12 protein-coding genes are annotated in these 14595 nt (G+C 53.4%); 8 read left to right on the top strand and 4 right to left on the bottom strand.

Going from position 1 to position 14595, the window contains the following annotated elements; all coding sequences use genetic code 11:
• Nucleotides 1–7 precede the first annotated feature (7 nt).
• Nucleotides 8–1618, bottom strand: a complete 1611-nt coding sequence (locus MLE19_RS18725) for a ribonuclease J (protein ID WP_240719636.1) — start codon at nucleotides 1616–1618, stop codon at nucleotides 8–10.
• Between the two features lie 230 nt (nucleotides 1619–1848).
• Here MLE19_RS18725 and purU point away from each other — a divergent pair, with 230 nt between their 5' ends.
• Nucleotides 1849–2703 carry a formyltetrahydrofolate deformylase gene (gene purU, locus MLE19_RS18720; protein ID WP_240719635.1) on the top strand — a complete coding sequence of 285 codons (855 nt, stop codon included), beginning with the start codon at nucleotides 1849–1851 and terminating at the stop codon, nucleotides 2701–2703.
• 24 nt (nucleotides 2704–2727) lie between these two features.
• Entirely contained in the window at nucleotides 2728–3399 is a 672-nt protein-coding gene (locus MLE19_RS18715) for an energy-coupling factor ABC transporter permease (RefSeq protein ID WP_240719634.1), read from the top strand.
• A gap of 8 nt (nucleotides 3400–3407) precedes the next feature.
• Here the strand turns inward: MLE19_RS18715 and lexA are convergent, their stop codons facing one another.
• The gene (gene lexA / locus MLE19_RS18710) at nucleotides 3408–4091 is read right to left on the bottom strand and encodes a transcriptional repressor LexA (protein WP_240719633.1); all 684 of its coding nucleotides are present in this window, start codon (nucleotides 4089–4091) and stop codon (nucleotides 3408–3410) included.
• Nucleotides 4092–4357: 266 nt separating this feature from the next.
• Here lexA and MLE19_RS18705 point away from each other — a divergent pair, with 266 nt between their 5' ends.
• From MLE19_RS18705 to MLE19_RS18690, 4 genes are all read left to right on the top strand, one after another.
• Nucleotides 4358–5035, top strand: coding sequence for a TetR/AcrR family transcriptional regulator (locus MLE19_RS18705; RefSeq protein WP_240719632.1), 678 nt, complete (start codon nucleotides 4358–4360; stop codon nucleotides 5033–5035).
• Nucleotides 5013–5549, top strand: coding sequence for a L,D-transpeptidase (locus MLE19_RS18700; protein ID WP_240719631.1), 537 nt, complete (start codon nucleotides 5013–5015; stop codon nucleotides 5547–5549). Before MLE19_RS18705 ends, MLE19_RS18700 begins: the two co-directional genes overlap by 23 nt.
• Nucleotides 5550–5615: 66 nt before the next feature.
• Nucleotides 5616–6647 carry a beta-N-acetylhexosaminidase gene (gene nagZ, locus MLE19_RS18695; RefSeq protein WP_240719630.1) on the top strand — a complete coding sequence of 344 codons (1032 nt, stop codon included), beginning with the start codon at nucleotides 5616–5618 and terminating at the stop codon, nucleotides 6645–6647.
• A 48-nt stretch (nucleotides 6648–6695) separates the two neighbouring features.
• Nucleotides 6696–7274 (top strand): hypoxanthine-guanine phosphoribosyltransferase, encoded by a 579-nt coding sequence (locus tag MLE19_RS18690; protein ID WP_007114399.1) that lies wholly within the window; start codon nucleotides 6696–6698, stop codon nucleotides 7272–7274.
• Between the two features lie 19 nt (nucleotides 7275–7293).
• Here the strand turns inward: MLE19_RS18690 and ppsR are convergent, their stop codons facing one another.
• Nucleotides 7294–8127 carry a posphoenolpyruvate synthetase regulatory kinase/phosphorylase PpsR gene (ppsR, locus tag MLE19_RS18685; RefSeq protein WP_240719629.1) on the bottom strand — a complete coding sequence of 278 codons (834 nt, stop codon included), beginning with the start codon at nucleotides 8125–8127 and terminating at the stop codon, nucleotides 7294–7296.
• A gap of 272 nt (nucleotides 8128–8399) precedes the next feature.
• Here ppsR and ppsA point away from each other — a divergent pair, with 272 nt between their 5' ends.
• Both ppsA and ggt read left to right on the top strand, forming a co-directional pair.
• Nucleotides 8400–10775 (top strand): phosphoenolpyruvate synthase, encoded by a 2376-nt coding sequence (ppsA, locus tag MLE19_RS18680; protein ID WP_240719687.1) that lies wholly within the window; start codon nucleotides 8400–8402, stop codon nucleotides 10773–10775.
• Between the two features lie 108 nt (nucleotides 10776–10883).
• Nucleotides 10884–12674: a gamma-glutamyltransferase gene (ggt, locus tag MLE19_RS18675; protein WP_240719628.1), complete on the top strand. Its 1791-nt coding sequence runs from the start codon at nucleotides 10884–10886 to the stop codon at nucleotides 12672–12674.
• 8 nt (nucleotides 12675–12682) lie between these two features.
• Here the strand turns inward: ggt and MLE19_RS18670 are convergent, their stop codons facing one another.
• Nucleotides 12683–14569: a glycerophosphodiester phosphodiesterase family protein gene (locus tag MLE19_RS18670; RefSeq protein WP_425356822.1), complete on the bottom strand. Its 1887-nt coding sequence runs from the start codon at nucleotides 14567–14569 to the stop codon at nucleotides 12683–12685.
• Nucleotides 14570–14595 lie beyond the last annotated feature (26 nt).

Here is a 14595-nt window from a genome sequence, read left to right as displayed (position 1 = left end):
AGGTCGCTTAGCGATTGGCAGCATTGTCTAGGGTGATGGTCTCGGGGAATTCGGCGGCCATAATCTGTAGGTGCACATCGGGTAGATGCTGCATATGATCGGCCAGCCAGTGAATCAGGCGAGGTTGTAACGCCTGTCGTAAGTCAGCCAACGTCTCTGCGGCAATCTCTTCAAGCTGTTCATCCAACCAATCGCTAAAGCTATCCTCATCCAGCGGGCTGGCCCCTGAAGCGTCTAGCATTAGACGGCCAATGCGAGCCCATCCAGTATCCGTCGCCGTTACCGGCAGTGCTAGGTAAAGACTGCCGCGACGAGCCTTGTTGGCATCGTGCACCTCTAAGCCTGGGTGAGGCACTACGCTATTTTGGCTGACAATGCAGGGTGGCTGTGGGTAACGCGCCTCGCAGCGCAATCCATGATTATCAAAGCAGATTAAATCGCCATTAATCGGCGTCAGAGGCGCGCTAATGCCTAACTGACTGGCAATCGCCTGATGGGCTTGCTGATGCCGCGCTTCGCCATGGACGGGCAGCAGGTATGTCGGTTTGACCCATTGGTAGAGTTTGATTAATTCATCCTGAGCAGGGTGCCCGGTGGCATGTAATTCGGGATGATTAACTTCATCGAATATGCGCACACCTAAGTGCTCTAAACGTTTTTTGAGCTGTTCAATGGGGCGTTCATTGCCCGGAATGGCTTTAGCCGAGAAGATGACATTGTCGCCGGGCTGAAGGTCAACAAAGGGATGCCTGCCCTGAGCCAGGCGCTGGAGAGCTGCGCGGGGCTCGCCCTGACTACCAGTGGCGATAATGACTACTTCATCCGGGGGTAGGTAGCCCAGGTCGTGATTGGGCACCAGCGGCGGTAAATCGTCCATATAGCCGAGACCACGCGCAACGCTAACCATGCGCTCCATGGAACGCCCCATTAAACTAATACGACGGCCACACTGGTGCGCCGCGCGTCCTATGGCTAATACCCTTGCCAGGTTGCTGGCGAAGCAAGAGACAACGACACGGCCCTGGCAATTGCTGAGGGTTTTTGCCAACGCTCTGGCCACATCACCTTCGCTGCCAGAGTGTCCCGGCATTGGGGCATTGGTCGAATCACCCACGACTAAATCGACCGGCGCTAGCGCTCTAAACTGTGTTGCGCTCATCGGCGTACCAATGAGCGGTTCAGGATCGAGTTTCCAATCACCGGTGTGTAACACGCGGTAGCCACCGGCCATCACGATCAAGGCACAGCTTTCGGGAATTGAGTGCGTCAAAGGCAAATAGCGTAACGTAAATGGGCCGCTTTCCAGCGCCTCGCCTGGCTCAATGACATGAATAGCAGCGCTGCTAAGCTGGTGCTCAGCAAATTTTAGTCGCAGCAATCCCGCTGCCAATGGAGTGGCATAAATAGGGCAGTTCCACATTGGCCATAGCCACGCGACGGCACCAATATGGTCTTCATGGCCGTGGGTGATGTATAGCGCTTTGGGTACGATCCCTAATGCTTTCGGTGTATCAAGATTAGGGACTTGGAGCGGTGAGTTGGGAAGATCCTGGCGAATCATCATGCCGCAGTCGACGGCAATCCAGTGATCATCATAGCCGTACAGCGTTAGATTCATTCCAATCTCACCGCATCCCCCCAGCGGCAGCATGCGCAGCGGAGGACGACGACGGGGACGAATTTGAACGCGTGGTGAAAGCATCAGTTATGAAAAGCCTAAAAAGTAGTGACTTAACTATACGGGAAGGCAGGGGCGGCTAACAATCATCGATGGCCTTCCGATACAATATGAAGCCTAAGCCGCTGGTTTGTCATACTTAGCGGAGAAATAGGTCAAGAGTAGCTTATATGTCTCATTATTATCGTTTAGTTGTGTCCTGTCCCGATCAAGTAGGTATTGTGGCTCGCGTGTCGAGCTTTATTGCTCAGCAGGGTGGTTCAATCACTGAAGCAAGCCAGCACTCTGACTTGGAAACCGGCTGTTTTTTTATGCGCTACGAAATCCTGGCCGATTCGGTGGGCATGTCGGTAGAAGCACTACGTGCGTCGTTTGAAACGGTCGCTAGCGAATTTGATATGCAGTGGTCTCTGGTCGACACTCAGCAGCGTCGTCGGGTGGTGTTAATGGTGTCGCGGGAGTCCCACTGTTTGGTTGATCTGCTTTATCGCTGGCAGGCGGGAGAATTGGATTGCGATATTGTTGGCGTGATCTCTAACCACGACGATATGCGTTCACTGACCGAGTGGTACGGCATTCCTTACCATCATGTGCCGGTCGACAGTGAAAACAAACAGGCATCGTTTGCCCTTGTTCAGGCTGAAATCGATAATGCGCGGGCTGATTGCGTAGTGTTAGCGCGTTATATGCAAATATTGCCACCTGAGTTGTGCGCGCGCTATGCAGGGCGGGTGATTAACATTCACCATAGCTTTTTGCCCTCTTTCGCTGGCGCTAAACCTTACCATCAAGCCTATCAGCGCGGGGTTAAGCTAATTGGTGCGACCTGTCACTATGTCACCGAGGAGCTCGATGCGGGGCCTATTATCGAGCAGGATATACATCGCGTAAGCCACTGCCATACGCCAACAGATTTAGTGCGCTTTGGCCGTGACGTTGAAAAATCGGTACTTGCGCGCGGTTTACGCTGGCATCTTGAAGACCGCGTGCTGGTTCATGGCAATAAAACGGTCGTCTTTAGCTAACGCTTGTTCACTTGAGAGGTCGCTATGTCATTCGCGCAAAGTGTACTAGCGCCCTGGGCGCTACTGCTCACCTCATTACTCTCACTAAGCGTGATGGTATGGGCATTTTGGCGACGGCCTTGGCAAGCATTGATAGAGGACACAGCGCTTCAGCATCGCTGGTTAGGGGCAACGCTAGCGGTGGTGCTGATGTGGCAGCTACGTGCACAGGCGGTGGATTGGCTAACGCTGCACCTCGTCTTTACAGTCTTGATGACGCTTATATTTAAAGCGCCATTAGCCCTCATCAGCAATGTGCTGATTAATGTGGCGATGGTGGTGATAGGGCGCAATGAGTGGATGCTATTGGGCGCGAATGTGCTGGTAACAGGAGTAGTGCCTGCTGCCATCATCGGCACGGTATGGCGGCTGGTAGATCGCCGCCTCCCGGATAATTTGATGGTATTTCTATTTGCCTGCGGCTTTTTCGGTGCGGCGCTGGCAACGCTAGGAGCAAGTTTGGTTGCAGTGCTACTAATAACCGTAGCAGGCACCGACCCTGACGCTGTCTATCTAGCCCAGGAGTATGCCCGCTTCTTACCTTTGTTAATGCCATCTGAAGCGTTTATCACCGGTATGCTGCTGAGCATCCTACTGGTCTATCATCCGAGCTGGGTGGCCACCTTCAATGACCACCGCTATATCGACATGCAGTAGTAGCCAGTTTAGCCGAGCGCTTGGCCATTGCCGCCACGGATCACGCCAACGCCCACCCCTTCGATATCGAGTGGCTGGGAGCGTAGGTCGATTTCAATAGGCGCAAAGTCTGGGTTTTCTGCAAACAGAGTGACCTGGTGCCCTTGGCGCTTGAAGCGTTTAACAGTCACTTCATCATCCAGACGCGCCACCACGATTTGGCCATCGCGCACACGATCGGTGCGATGAACTGCCAACAGGTCACCTTCCAAAATGCCAATATCCTTCATGGAAAGGCCGCGTACGCGCAGCAGATAGTCGGCTTTTGGGGTGAAATATTCGGCTGGCAGCGGGCAGTAGCGATCTATATGTTCTGCGGCCAGGATGGGGCTTCCAGCGGCGACTTCGCCAATGACAGGCAGACCAACCGGCGGCGATTCAATATGATTGGCAGCGGCTAATGGGGCCACGCTGCTATCCACTACTTCTTGTGGCTCTTGATTGGGCAGGCGAATACCGCGTGACGTATTGCGGATAATCCGAATGACGCCTTTGCGTTCAAGCGCGCGTAAATGCTCTTCAGCGGCATTGGGCGAGCGAAAACCAAGTGCTTTGGCAATCTCTGCGCGAGTAGGAGGGTAGCCAAATTCGCTCATGGTCTTAACGATAAAATCAAATACGTGCTGTTGGCGAGCGGTTAGCGGACGCGACATACCAGACTCCAAAATAGTGAATAGACAGTAACAAGTTAAATGTCGACTTAATCGATAAGTGTTTAAGTATACAGTATGTTCCTCTGTCCAGTATATGGCTTGTCAATTGTTAACGCTAAGGTTGTTGAAATTCTCCTAATCGTTTGAAACTAAGTTTTTGCTTATTTACCAGGCTGCATTTCGTTAATAAATCAAGCGTTGAGCCCGCAAAGGTTATGGCATAATATTTTGCAATGTTTTAAACACCCGTTTCCCTGGAGAGCAACATGGCTCAATCTGATACGGTGACGCGTATACTCGATACCGCTGAAGTGCTGTTTGCAGAGCGAGGTTTCGCTGAAACTTCGCTGCGCAACATCACTAGCAAAGCGCGCGTTAATTTAGCAGCTGTTAATTACCATTTCGGTTCCAAGAAAGCCTTGATTCAGGCCGTTTTTTCACGCTATTTGGACCCCTTTACCCAGCGTTTTCATACCGCCCTCGACGAGCTTGAAGCTCAGCACGAAGGACGCGTTATCCCGCTTGAAACGCTACTCGAAACCATGGCTACCACGGTTCTGGCAGTACCCGCTGAGCGCAATAGTCTAAAAGTCTTTATGCGTTTGCTAGGCTTGGCTTACAGTCAAGCCCAAGGACATCTTAGACGCCATATTCAGCAAGAGTATGGCGACGTGTTTACTCGTTTCACTGAACTTGTGCGTCAAGCAACGCCTGACTTGCCTGACGCAGAACGCTTTTGGCGGCTACACTTCATGCTCGGCACGGTGATTTTTACCCTTTCTGGTCTTGATGCGCTGCGCGATATTGCCGAAAAGGATTATCACGAGCAGGTCACCGTGCGGGATTTGGTTCGACGGTTGCGTCCGGTTGTGGTTGCTGCCATGAATGCGCCGTTACCCCCAGCACTTGAAGAAGGAAAATATGCTAACGCCCAGGCTAGCTGAGCTACCCCCAACGGAGAGCATCTGGTTAGAGATAGATACCACTCAGCAACAGCTACGCTGTTGGCGAGGACCAAAAGTGCTCCACGAGTGTGAGATATCGACGGGTGCCGCCGGCATTGGAGAGCGCAATGGCAGCGGTAAAACGCCCCATGGTTGGCACTATGTAAGAGCTGCTATCGGTAGCGAGATGCCAGAGAATGCGGTATTTCGCGGTCGACGTTGGACTGGCGAGACCTTCTCTCCTGCACTTGCTGAAGTGCACCCTGAGCGGGACTGGATATTGACACGTATTCTGTGGCTTTGCGGGTTAGAAAAAGGCGTCAACCGAGGTGGGCAGGTAGACTCTCAGCGGCGCTATATTTATCTCCATGGTACGCCGCCTGACGAACCCATGGGGGTCGCCGCCTCCCACGGCTGTATTCGGTTACGCAATAGTGATTTGCTATATATCTTTTCGCTAGCGGTGCCGGGCACGCCGGTTTGGTTACACGGCGGTCGGCAGTGCTTTGATTAATCAGGTTTTGACACCGCTAGACGATCGTCTAGAATCATCTCCCCTTTCATTGGTGGACCTGTCACGATGACTCAACCGTTAGGCCCGGTCATGCTCGACCTTGAAGGCACGAAATTGACGGCCGCAGAAAAGCGCTTGCTGCTTGAACCGGCGGTAGGGGGCGTAATCTTATTTGCCCGTAATGTTGAAAACGGCTACCAGGTGCGTCAGCTCTGTAGCGATATTCGACGCGTACGCGCTGATTTACTGATTGGCGTTGATCAAGAGGGGGGGCGTGTCCAACGTATTAAAGAGGGGATGACTCGTCTTCCGGCAATGGCGCGTATTGGCGAGTGCTACGCTGACCATCCGCAGGATGGGCTTGCATTAGCAAAAGATGCAGGCTGGCTGCTGGGGATGGAAATGGCGGCCTGCGGATTGGATCTTAGCTTTGCACCGGTATTGGATGTGGAGAGCGGGGTTTCAAGCGTTATTGGCGATCGAAGCTTCAGCAGTGACCCCCAGCATGTAGCAGACCTTGGCGGCGCTTTCATTTTAGGCCTTCACGATGCCGGAATGACCGCCGTGGGCAAACATTTCCCTGGCCATGGTGGCGTCGCGGCTGACTCTCATGTTGCTCTGCCGGTAGATGACCGGCCACTAGAGGTCATTAAGCAGCGTGATCTTGTACCCTTTACTCATCTCGCCGCGCAGTTAGAAGGCATAATGCCCGCCCATGTGATTTACAGCGCTTTTGATGCCCGTCCTGCCGGATTTTCTCCGAGTTGGCTAGGTATGCTGCGTGAGTCGCTGGGTTTTAAAGGCTGCATCTTTTCTGATGATTTAAGTATGGCGGGCGCCCATGAAGCGGGTGGGCCCAAGCAGCGTGCCAAGGCAGCACTAGCGGCGGGGTGCGATATGCTGCTGGTATGCAACGACCGAGCAGCCGCGCTTGAGGTAATCGAGACTTGCCAAGGCGTTGAAACAAAGCGTCCCGCTAAGCTGCGCTACAGCCGAGCACGTCCTGATTTGGATGCGCTAAGCGCGCTGGGCCGATGGCGTCGAGCCCACGCTAAGCTGGAAGCGCTGGCTGATAAGCCAGAACCGACTGCGTTGTAAATGCACACAGCTAATGTAAACCAAGCTTTTAACCCGCCTGGAGTTTAGATGTCAAAGTTGGATAAAGAAGCCTTAGAGTCGTTGGACTCAATGCGTGAGTTGATGGATAACGCAGACTGCCTGATTTCTCAGCAAGAGGTAGAGAGGGCGCTTGATCGCATGGCGGAAGCGATCACCCGAGACCTGGGGGACAAACTGCCGGTCTTTTATTGCGTGATGAACGGAGGCCTAATTACCACAGGTCATTTGCTGACCCGTTTAGGCTTTCCACTCGAAGTAGATTATTTGCATGCCACTCGTTACCGCAACGAGCTGCGCGGTGGTGAGCTCTTTTGGCGCGTTTCTCCAGAAGTGCCAATGGCAGGCCGCCATGTGGTGATTGTCGATGACATATTGGATGAAGGCGCGACGCTAGCAGCGATTCTTGCGTACTGTGAAGAGGCCCAGGCAGCCAGTGTAACGACTGCGGTGCTGGTGGATAAGCAGCATAATCGCAAAGCAGTACCAGGCTTAAAAGCCGACTACTGCAGTTTAGAAGTCGCCGACCGTTATGTGTTTGGCTTCGGTATGGACTACAAAGGCTACTGGCGGAACGCGCCAGGTATTTTTGCCCCTAAAGGCATGTAGTTTGCCCAAATTGCTGTCATTAGCGGGGCGAGAAGCGCCTCGCTAGCCCTGTTTCTGCAATCATCCGCGTTGAAATCTCTTCTACCGAAAAGCGCGTCGCATCAATAAAGGGGATGTGCATCGTTCGATAGAGTGATTCTGCTTGCTCCACTTCTTGTAGACACTGATCCATTGAGCTGTATCGGCTATTGGGGCGTCGCTCATTGCGTATTGCTGATAAACGCCGTGCATCAATGGTTAAACCAAAGAGTTTTTGGCGGTGTGGGGTTAACGCTTTGGGTAGTTTGAGCATACCATCTTCGTCTAAATCATCTTCCGTCAGCGGATAGTTGGCCGCGCGAATACCAAATTGAAGCGCCAGATAGAGTGAGGTGGGAGTCTTGCCGCAGCGTGAGACGCCGACCAGGATAATATCTGCCTTGTCGTATTGGTGAGTACGTGCACCATCATCATTATCCAGCGCAAAGTGCACCGAGTGGATACGGTCCATATAGACATCATCGCTACCAATCGAGTGGGTGCGCCCAACGCTATAGGAGGAGTGAGTGTCCAACTCCTGTTCCAGCGGCTCTAAAAAAGTTGAAAAGATATCCACTTTAAACCCAGAGGCCTGACGAATAACGTTGCGTATTTGTTGGTCAACGATGGTATCAATGATGATTGGGCGCTGCCCGTCTCTGCTCGCCGTCGCTTCAATAATCGCTGCTAACGCTTGCGCTTTTTCCAGCGTATCGATATAGGGCTTGGTCTGCATATCGATCTCAACATCGCTGAACTGGGCTAACAGGCTACGCCCTAAACTTTCCGCCGTGATGCCGGTGCCATCTGAGATAAAAAAAGCCGTACGTTTCATAGTGACATCCACTGGTGAGTATCGGCCCTATTGTGTGCCGAGCCGATTGTCAGGGCAACTTGCTATGGCGGTTTTGAGGCATGCTGATAGCAACTGGCTACACAAATGGCTTAAAAAGCGCTGCTGTTGTAAAAATCCTCCATTCCCTTCGCTGTTAGACCAATGGCGAATACATTAGCGCGGTGCTAGGGTGTCTCAATCAATAATCCATGATCCTAAGTCGTAACGACTTAACCAGTGATTATGTCGATGTCTATGAGCGAGGGGGTTACGTGGAAGAGTACATTCTGTGGTTCGATCAATTAGGCATGTCAGACGTCGAACGTGTGGGTGGTAAAAACGCCTCGCTTGGTGAAATGATTTCCAACTTGTCAGGTGCTGGGGTAACGGTGCCTGGCGGATTTGCCACTACCGCTCATGCGTACCGCGAGTTTCTCTCCCACGAAGGCCTTAACGAGCGCATCAATGCCACTCTGGCGCGCTTGGACGTGGACGATGTGAAAGCGCTAGCCGAGGCGGGACGCAACATTCGCCAATGGATAATCGATACGCCGTTGCCGCCTACCTTTGAAGCGGCACTGCGCGATGCTTACGGTCAGTTGCAGCAACAGCACCCTCAGTTAAAAGTGGCGGTACGTAGTTCGGCCACGGCAGAAGATTTACCTGACGCCTCCTTTGCTGGGCAGCAGGAAACCTTCCTGAACATTGAAGGTTTTGACAATATTAAGCGTGCCGTTCACGAAGTGTTTGCTTCTCTGTTTAACGACCGCGCTATCTCTTACCGAGTGCATCGTGGCTATGCCCACGAGAATGTCGCGCTGTCTGCGGGTGTGCAAAAGATGGTGCGCTCCGAGACCGGCGCGGCAGGGGTTATGTTTACCCTAGACACTGAATCCGGCTTTAAGGATGCGGTATTCGTGACGGCCTCATGGGGCTTGGGTGAAACCGTCGTGCAGGGCGCGGTTAATCCAGATGAATTCTACGTCCACAAACCCACGCTTGCAGCGGGGCGCCCGGCGGTGTTGCGGCGCAATTTAGGCTCCAAGCTGATCAAAATGGTTTACGGTCAGGACGCCAGTGCGGGTAAATCGGTAGAAACGGTTGATGTGCCGCACCAGGATCGAGGCCGTTTCTGTCTTAATGATCAGCAAATAATGGAGCTGGCCCGACAGGCCATGACCATTGAGCAGCATTACCAGCGTCCTATGGATATCGAGTGGGCGCTAGATGGCGATGATGGTGAGCTATATATCGTTCAGGCGCGTCCTGAAACGGTGGTCTCCCAGCAGGAGGGCGGTAAGCTTGAGCGCTTCCAGCTTCGTGAGAAGGGCCGCACGCTAATCACAGGCCGGGCGATTGGTCAGCGCATTGGCCGAGGTGCCGTCAAAGTGGTGATGAGTCCTGATGATATGGACAAGATCCACGATGGCGATATTCTGGTCACTGACATGACGGACCCGGACTGGGAGCCCATCATGAAACGTGCTTCCGCCATCGTGACTAACCGGGGTGGACGTACCTGCCACGCGGCCATTATTGCTCGCGAACTGGGTATTCCCGCGGTGGTTGGCTGCGGCGATGCGACCACACAGTTAAAAGAAGGCATCGACGTTACGGTTTCCTGCGCAGAAGGCGATACCGGCAATGTCTATGAAGGTCTGCTGGAGTTTGACTGCAAGGTTTCAAGCGTCGACGCCATGCCGGAAATCCCCTTCAAGATCATGATGAATGTAGGCAACCCTGATCGCGCATTTGGTTTTGCCAGTTTGCCCCATGCCGGTGTTGGCTTGGCGCGGTTGGAGTTTATTATTAATCGGATGATCGGCGTTCACCCTAAAGCGTTGCTGGAGTACGACACGCTGCCTGTTGATTTACAGCAGGTGATCGATCTGCGTACCGCGGGCTATGCTGACCCGGTGAGCTTTTATGTCGATAAGTTGGTTGAAGGTATCTCAACGCTGGCGGCGGCATTCCATCCTCAGCGCGTCATCGTGAGGCTTTCTGATTTCAAATCCAATGAATACGAAAATTTGATTGGCGGTAAGCTCTATGAGCCCGGTGAAGAGAACCCTATGCTGGGTTTCCGAGGGGCATCACGCTACATTTCTGAGGCGTTCCGGCCCTGCTTTGAACTCGAGTGCCGTGCCCTTAAACGGGTGCGTGAAGAGATGGGCTTCGAGAATGTCGAAATCATGGTGCCCTTTGTACGCACTACTGATGAAGCCCGAGAGGTGGTTGAGCTGCTAGCCGCCAATGGGTTGGAGCGGGGAGGTCCTACAGGGCTTAAAGTGATTATGATGTGCGAGCTGCCCGCTAACGCGCTATTGGCCGATGAGTTCCTAGAGTATTTCGATGGTTTCTCTATCGGCTCAAATGACTTGACCCAACTGACGCTAGGCTTGGATCGTGATTCCGGTATTGTGGCGCATCTGTTTGATGAGCGTAATGGCGCCGTTAAAAAGCTGCTGGCCATGGCGATTCAGGCCTGTAAAGCCAAGGGTAAATATGTCGGTATCTGCGGCCAGGGGCCATCAGATCATCCCGATCTGGCTAAATGGTTGATGGAGCAGGGGATCGATTCTGTATCACTTAATCCTGACGCCGTGTTGGAGACTTGGTTTATGCTCGCAGGGCAAAAAATCGAGTAGTTATATTTATTTTGACTAATTTACGCCCGGCCATTGTGCCGGGCGTTGTTGTTTTTATAGGCTACTCTTCTGGAGTGGTTTTTTTAATTTGTCGCGGAGAGCGCTGAGATGTCCTCAAAGTCAGTTAAGTTCGCACTGCCTGTTTTGCTGGTGGCGCCATTATATAGCTGGGGTTTTAGCTACGAAGCACCCTCAATTTCGCCCGAGACTGAGTCCGGTTACGAAGAGAAACCGGGCTGGGCAGCTGAGTCATTTGCGGTGGCTGCTGCCAACCCTTTGGCGACGGATGCCGGTTACCAAGTTCTCAAAGCCGGTGGCAACGCCATTGATGCAGCCATTGCGGTACAAATGGTGCTGAATTTGGTGGAGCCGCAATCTAGCGGGATCGGTGGTGGTGCTTTTCTAATGCATTTCGACGGCAATGATGTGAGCGCCTATGATGGCCGAGAAACCGCACCCCAGGCGGTTGATGGTGAGCTTTTTATGCAGGATGGCGAGCCACTGGCGTTTAACGATGCAGTGGTGAGTGGTCTATCGGTTGGCGTTCCAGGCACCTTACGAATGCTGGAGAAGGCTCACGCAGAGCACGGTGAACTGGCCTGGGAGGAGCTGTTTACGCCCGCTATCACGTTGGCGGAGGAGGGCTTTGCCGTCAGTAATCGTTTGCACACCAGCTTGGCAAATGATGAATTCCTGCGCCAAGACCCGTTAGCAAGCCAGTTCTACTACGATGACAATGGTGAGCCCATTGCAGTGGGGGATACGCTTAAAAACCCGGCGCTGGCAGAGGTTCTACGTCGCGTAGCCACTCAAGGTAGCGCCGCCCTGCATGAGGGTGCCGTGGCGGAAGACATCGTTGAACGGGTTCAGAATCACCCTGAGCGGCCCGGCAGTTTAACGCTTGAGGACATGAGTGGTTATCAGGCACTTGATCGTGAGCCGCTGTGTACACCCTGGCAGCAGTGGGAAGTGTGTGGTTTCCCACCGCCTTCTTCTGGCCACCTCACGGTTATGCAAATATTGGGCATTCTGGATCAGCAGCCGCTGCTTGAAGCTCCGTTAGATAATGGCACTTCAAGCAGCGGATGGTTGCACCAGTTCCTGGAAGCGTCACGGTTGGCATTTGCTGATCGCGGCCGCTACATTGCTGATCCCGATTTTGTAGAGGCACCCGGTGGTGACTGGTCGTTGATGTTGGCGCCGGACTATTTACAGCAGCGCAGTCAACTCATTGAAGAGATGAGTATGGGCGATAGCGCTGAGCCGGGTAACCCCGGCGAGCTTGCGGTTAGCTGGGCAAGTCAGCCTGATCAGCCAGAGTATGGCACTAGTCATATAAGCATTGTGGACGAAGACGGCAACGCAGTGGCCATGACGACGACGATTGAGCAGGCGTTTGGCTCACGCATTTTATCCGATGGTGGCACCGGGTTGGCGGGTGGCTTCTTACTCAATAATGAGTTGACCGACTTCTCGTTTGAACCTGTCCTGGATGGCGATCCGGTGGCAAACCGGGTAGAGCCTGGGAAGCGTCCACGTTCCAGCATGAGCCCCACGCTGGTCTTCGATCAGGAGAGCGGTGAGCTAGTGGCCAGTTTAGGTTCACCGGGTGGAGCAGCGATTATTCATTACACTGCACGAACCCTAGTGGCGTTGCGCGATTGGGGGTTAAGTGCTCAGGAGGCACTCAATCTACCACATGCCATTACTTTGGGCGGTGATGTGTTTGTTGAGCAAGGTCGCTTCCCCGAGGCAACGATAGAAGCGCTCCGCGAACGAGGCCACACGGTGAGCGAGCGAGAACTAACCAGTGGGCTTCAAGCGATCATGCGTCTAAATGATGGCACTCTATTTGGCGGTGCCGATCCACGTCGTGAAGGCGTTGTTATGGGTGATTAACTCGCAGCTCATTGACGTAACCAGTTGCGCAACTTCACCAGCATTAGCGCCCCGTCACTGAGCTCGCGGCGGTCTTGAATAAGCGCTGTTAAGCGATCTGGGTAATCGGTGATGATAGCATCGACACCCAGATCGATTAGCGTCGACATTCTGGTACGGTCGTTGACTGTCCAGGCATGTATTTCGTACCCATAGAGCCGTGCTAAACGAATTTCCCCTTCGGTAATGCGGTTGTGCCGAAGCCCTAGTGCATCAAAGCCGCGACGATTAAGCGTACCGGGTAAGATGAGTTGCGCCAGCAACGTCACTCGCAACTCTGGTGCGCGGGCGTTGATATGCTCAAGTAATGATGGAGACATGGTTGCCATGCGCATATCCATACGTGCATTAGGGAAACCGCAGGCGGTGTAGCCGTCATAGGCGTTTTGTTGGGTCGCCCAGCAGCGATAGCGAAGGTCACTTTCTGCATTAAGAGTAGCTATTACTGCATTGGCTAACGCCTGCTCTTGACCCGGCAGGGGCTTGATGTCGATCATCAATCCGGCTTTTCCGCGTACTCTTTGCAGAGCCTCATCCAAGCCCGGAATATTCTCACCTTGAAACGCATCGCCGAACCAACTGCCTACATCGAATTGACTCAGTTGTTCTCTGGTTAGCTCACCAAACTCACGGTTGTCACCGGTTAGCCGCGCCATGCTGCGGTCGTGGTAAAGCATCACCTGCTGGTCACTGCTCAAGCGTACGTCTATTTCAATATAGTCGGCACCATCAACCAGGGACTGCTCCAATGCAGCCAGGGTGTTTTCTGGCGCTACCATGGAGCTTCCTCGATGGGCGATCACTGCAACGTTGTCGCGTATTTCAAAACTATTCAGAATCCACCACGCTTGAAGACCGGCAAAAACAAGCACGCTGAGTTCAACCACCCAGGCAAGACGTCCTGCAGTCGTATCTTCCGGCGGGGCCGCTGGGCGAGGTTCACGATGGGCTAGCTGCATATATAAACACGCAGAAAGCAGGGCGTTGGTGGCAATACCCACAAATGTGATGGCCAGCGTCACCAACACATAGCCCAGTAGGTACGCCAGCATCGCCGGAATCAGCACAGCATTATGCTCGGGTAGCCACCACAGCAGGGGCGTGAAGAGGCGGTCAAATAGCAGAGTGATCAGCAGCGGAAGGCTGATAATGATCACCAGCAAGAGCAGCACCGCTGCACCAATTGAGCGTCGCCAACCGCGAGTTAAGCTAACGCTCCGTTTCAGAGCCTGCCAGGGGGGGCAGCTTTCCAGGGCCACGAAGGGCAGGGCGAGCAGCCAGCGCAGATAGAGCCATGATGCCGCCCATATCCAGGCAATGATCAGAGGTAGGGCGCAGGCAATGAAATACCAGAGCGCGGGTGGGCGGACTCGCTGTAAATAGTAAGGGTCTATACCACTCAGCCAGAAGTCGTAAAGCCACGTTAGGCCGAGCATAAAGGGTGCGAGTAGTAATAAGTGTGTGCCCACTTGAAGTATGACAAGTCCCGCCAGGGCGGGCAGCCGACGGGTGCTCAGCCAGAGTGCTTCTAGGGCCAGCCGATAGTGGTTATCGCGTGGTCGGACGGCCACCTGCAACATGCCCGCCTGCTGCCAATAAATAATCAGAAATGCAAACCCAAGCCCTATCAACATGCCGACTAAACCGAGAGGGCTAAACAGCAGCGTAATCAGCTCATCGTTGGTGACGACGGTGCGGTTGAGTTGGGCAAGTAACCCACGAATTACCCAGGTAATCGCGGGCAGCAGCAAAGCAGAAGCGAGCAGCGTGAAAAACAGATGATAGGCGATCAAAGGGCGAAGATGATCGCGCAGTGTGCGCAGTAAGGCAGAGCCAAGATGGGTCAAAGGCTGCATCGTCACTAAACGGTAAGAATGAGTCA

The sequence above is a fragment of the Vreelandella neptunia genome (assembly GCF_022489065.1).
Lineage (GTDB): Bacteria > Pseudomonadota > Gammaproteobacteria > Pseudomonadales > Halomonadaceae > Vreelandella > Vreelandella neptunia_A.
This window is presented reverse-complemented; position numbering and strand designations above follow the sequence as displayed.

Excerpts from the sequence above, each read along its gene's own strand:
- MLE19_RS18690 (WP_007114399.1), top strand. The coding sequence starts at position 6,696 with ATGTCAAAGTTGGATAAAGAAGCCTTAGAGTCGTTGGACTCAATGCGT.
- ggt (WP_240719628.1), top strand. The coding sequence starts at position 10,884 with ATGTCCTCAAAGTCAGTTAAGTTCGCACTGCCTGTTTTGCTGGTGGCG.
- MLE19_RS18715 (WP_240719634.1), top strand. The coding sequence starts at position 2,728 with ATGTCATTCGCGCAAAGTGTACTAGCGCCCTGGGCGCTACTGCTCACC.
- ppsR (WP_240719629.1), bottom strand. The coding sequence starts at position 8,127 with ATGAAACGTACGGCTTTTTTTATCTCAGATGGCACCGGCATCACGGCG.
- MLE19_RS18670 (WP_425356822.1), bottom strand. The coding sequence starts at position 14,569 with ATGCAGCCTTTGACCCATCTTGGCTCTGCCTTACTGCGCACACTGCGC.
- MLE19_RS18700 (WP_240719631.1), top strand. The coding sequence starts at position 5,013 with ATGCTAACGCCCAGGCTAGCTGAGCTACCCCCAACGGAGAGCATCTGG.
- MLE19_RS18705 (WP_240719632.1), top strand. The coding sequence starts at position 4,358 with ATGGCTCAATCTGATACGGTGACGCGTATACTCGATACCGCTGAAGTG.
- nagZ (WP_240719630.1), top strand. The coding sequence starts at position 5,616 with ATGACTCAACCGTTAGGCCCGGTCATGCTCGACCTTGAAGGCACGAAA.
- purU (WP_240719635.1), top strand. The coding sequence starts at position 1,849 with ATGTCTCATTATTATCGTTTAGTTGTGTCCTGTCCCGATCAAGTAGGT.
- lexA (WP_240719633.1), bottom strand. The coding sequence starts at position 4,091 with ATGTCGCGTCCGCTAACCGCTCGCCAACAGCACGTATTTGATTTTATC.
- MLE19_RS18725 (WP_240719636.1), bottom strand. The coding sequence starts at position 1,618 with ATGAATCTAACGCTGTACGGCTATGATGATCACTGGATTGCCGTCGAC.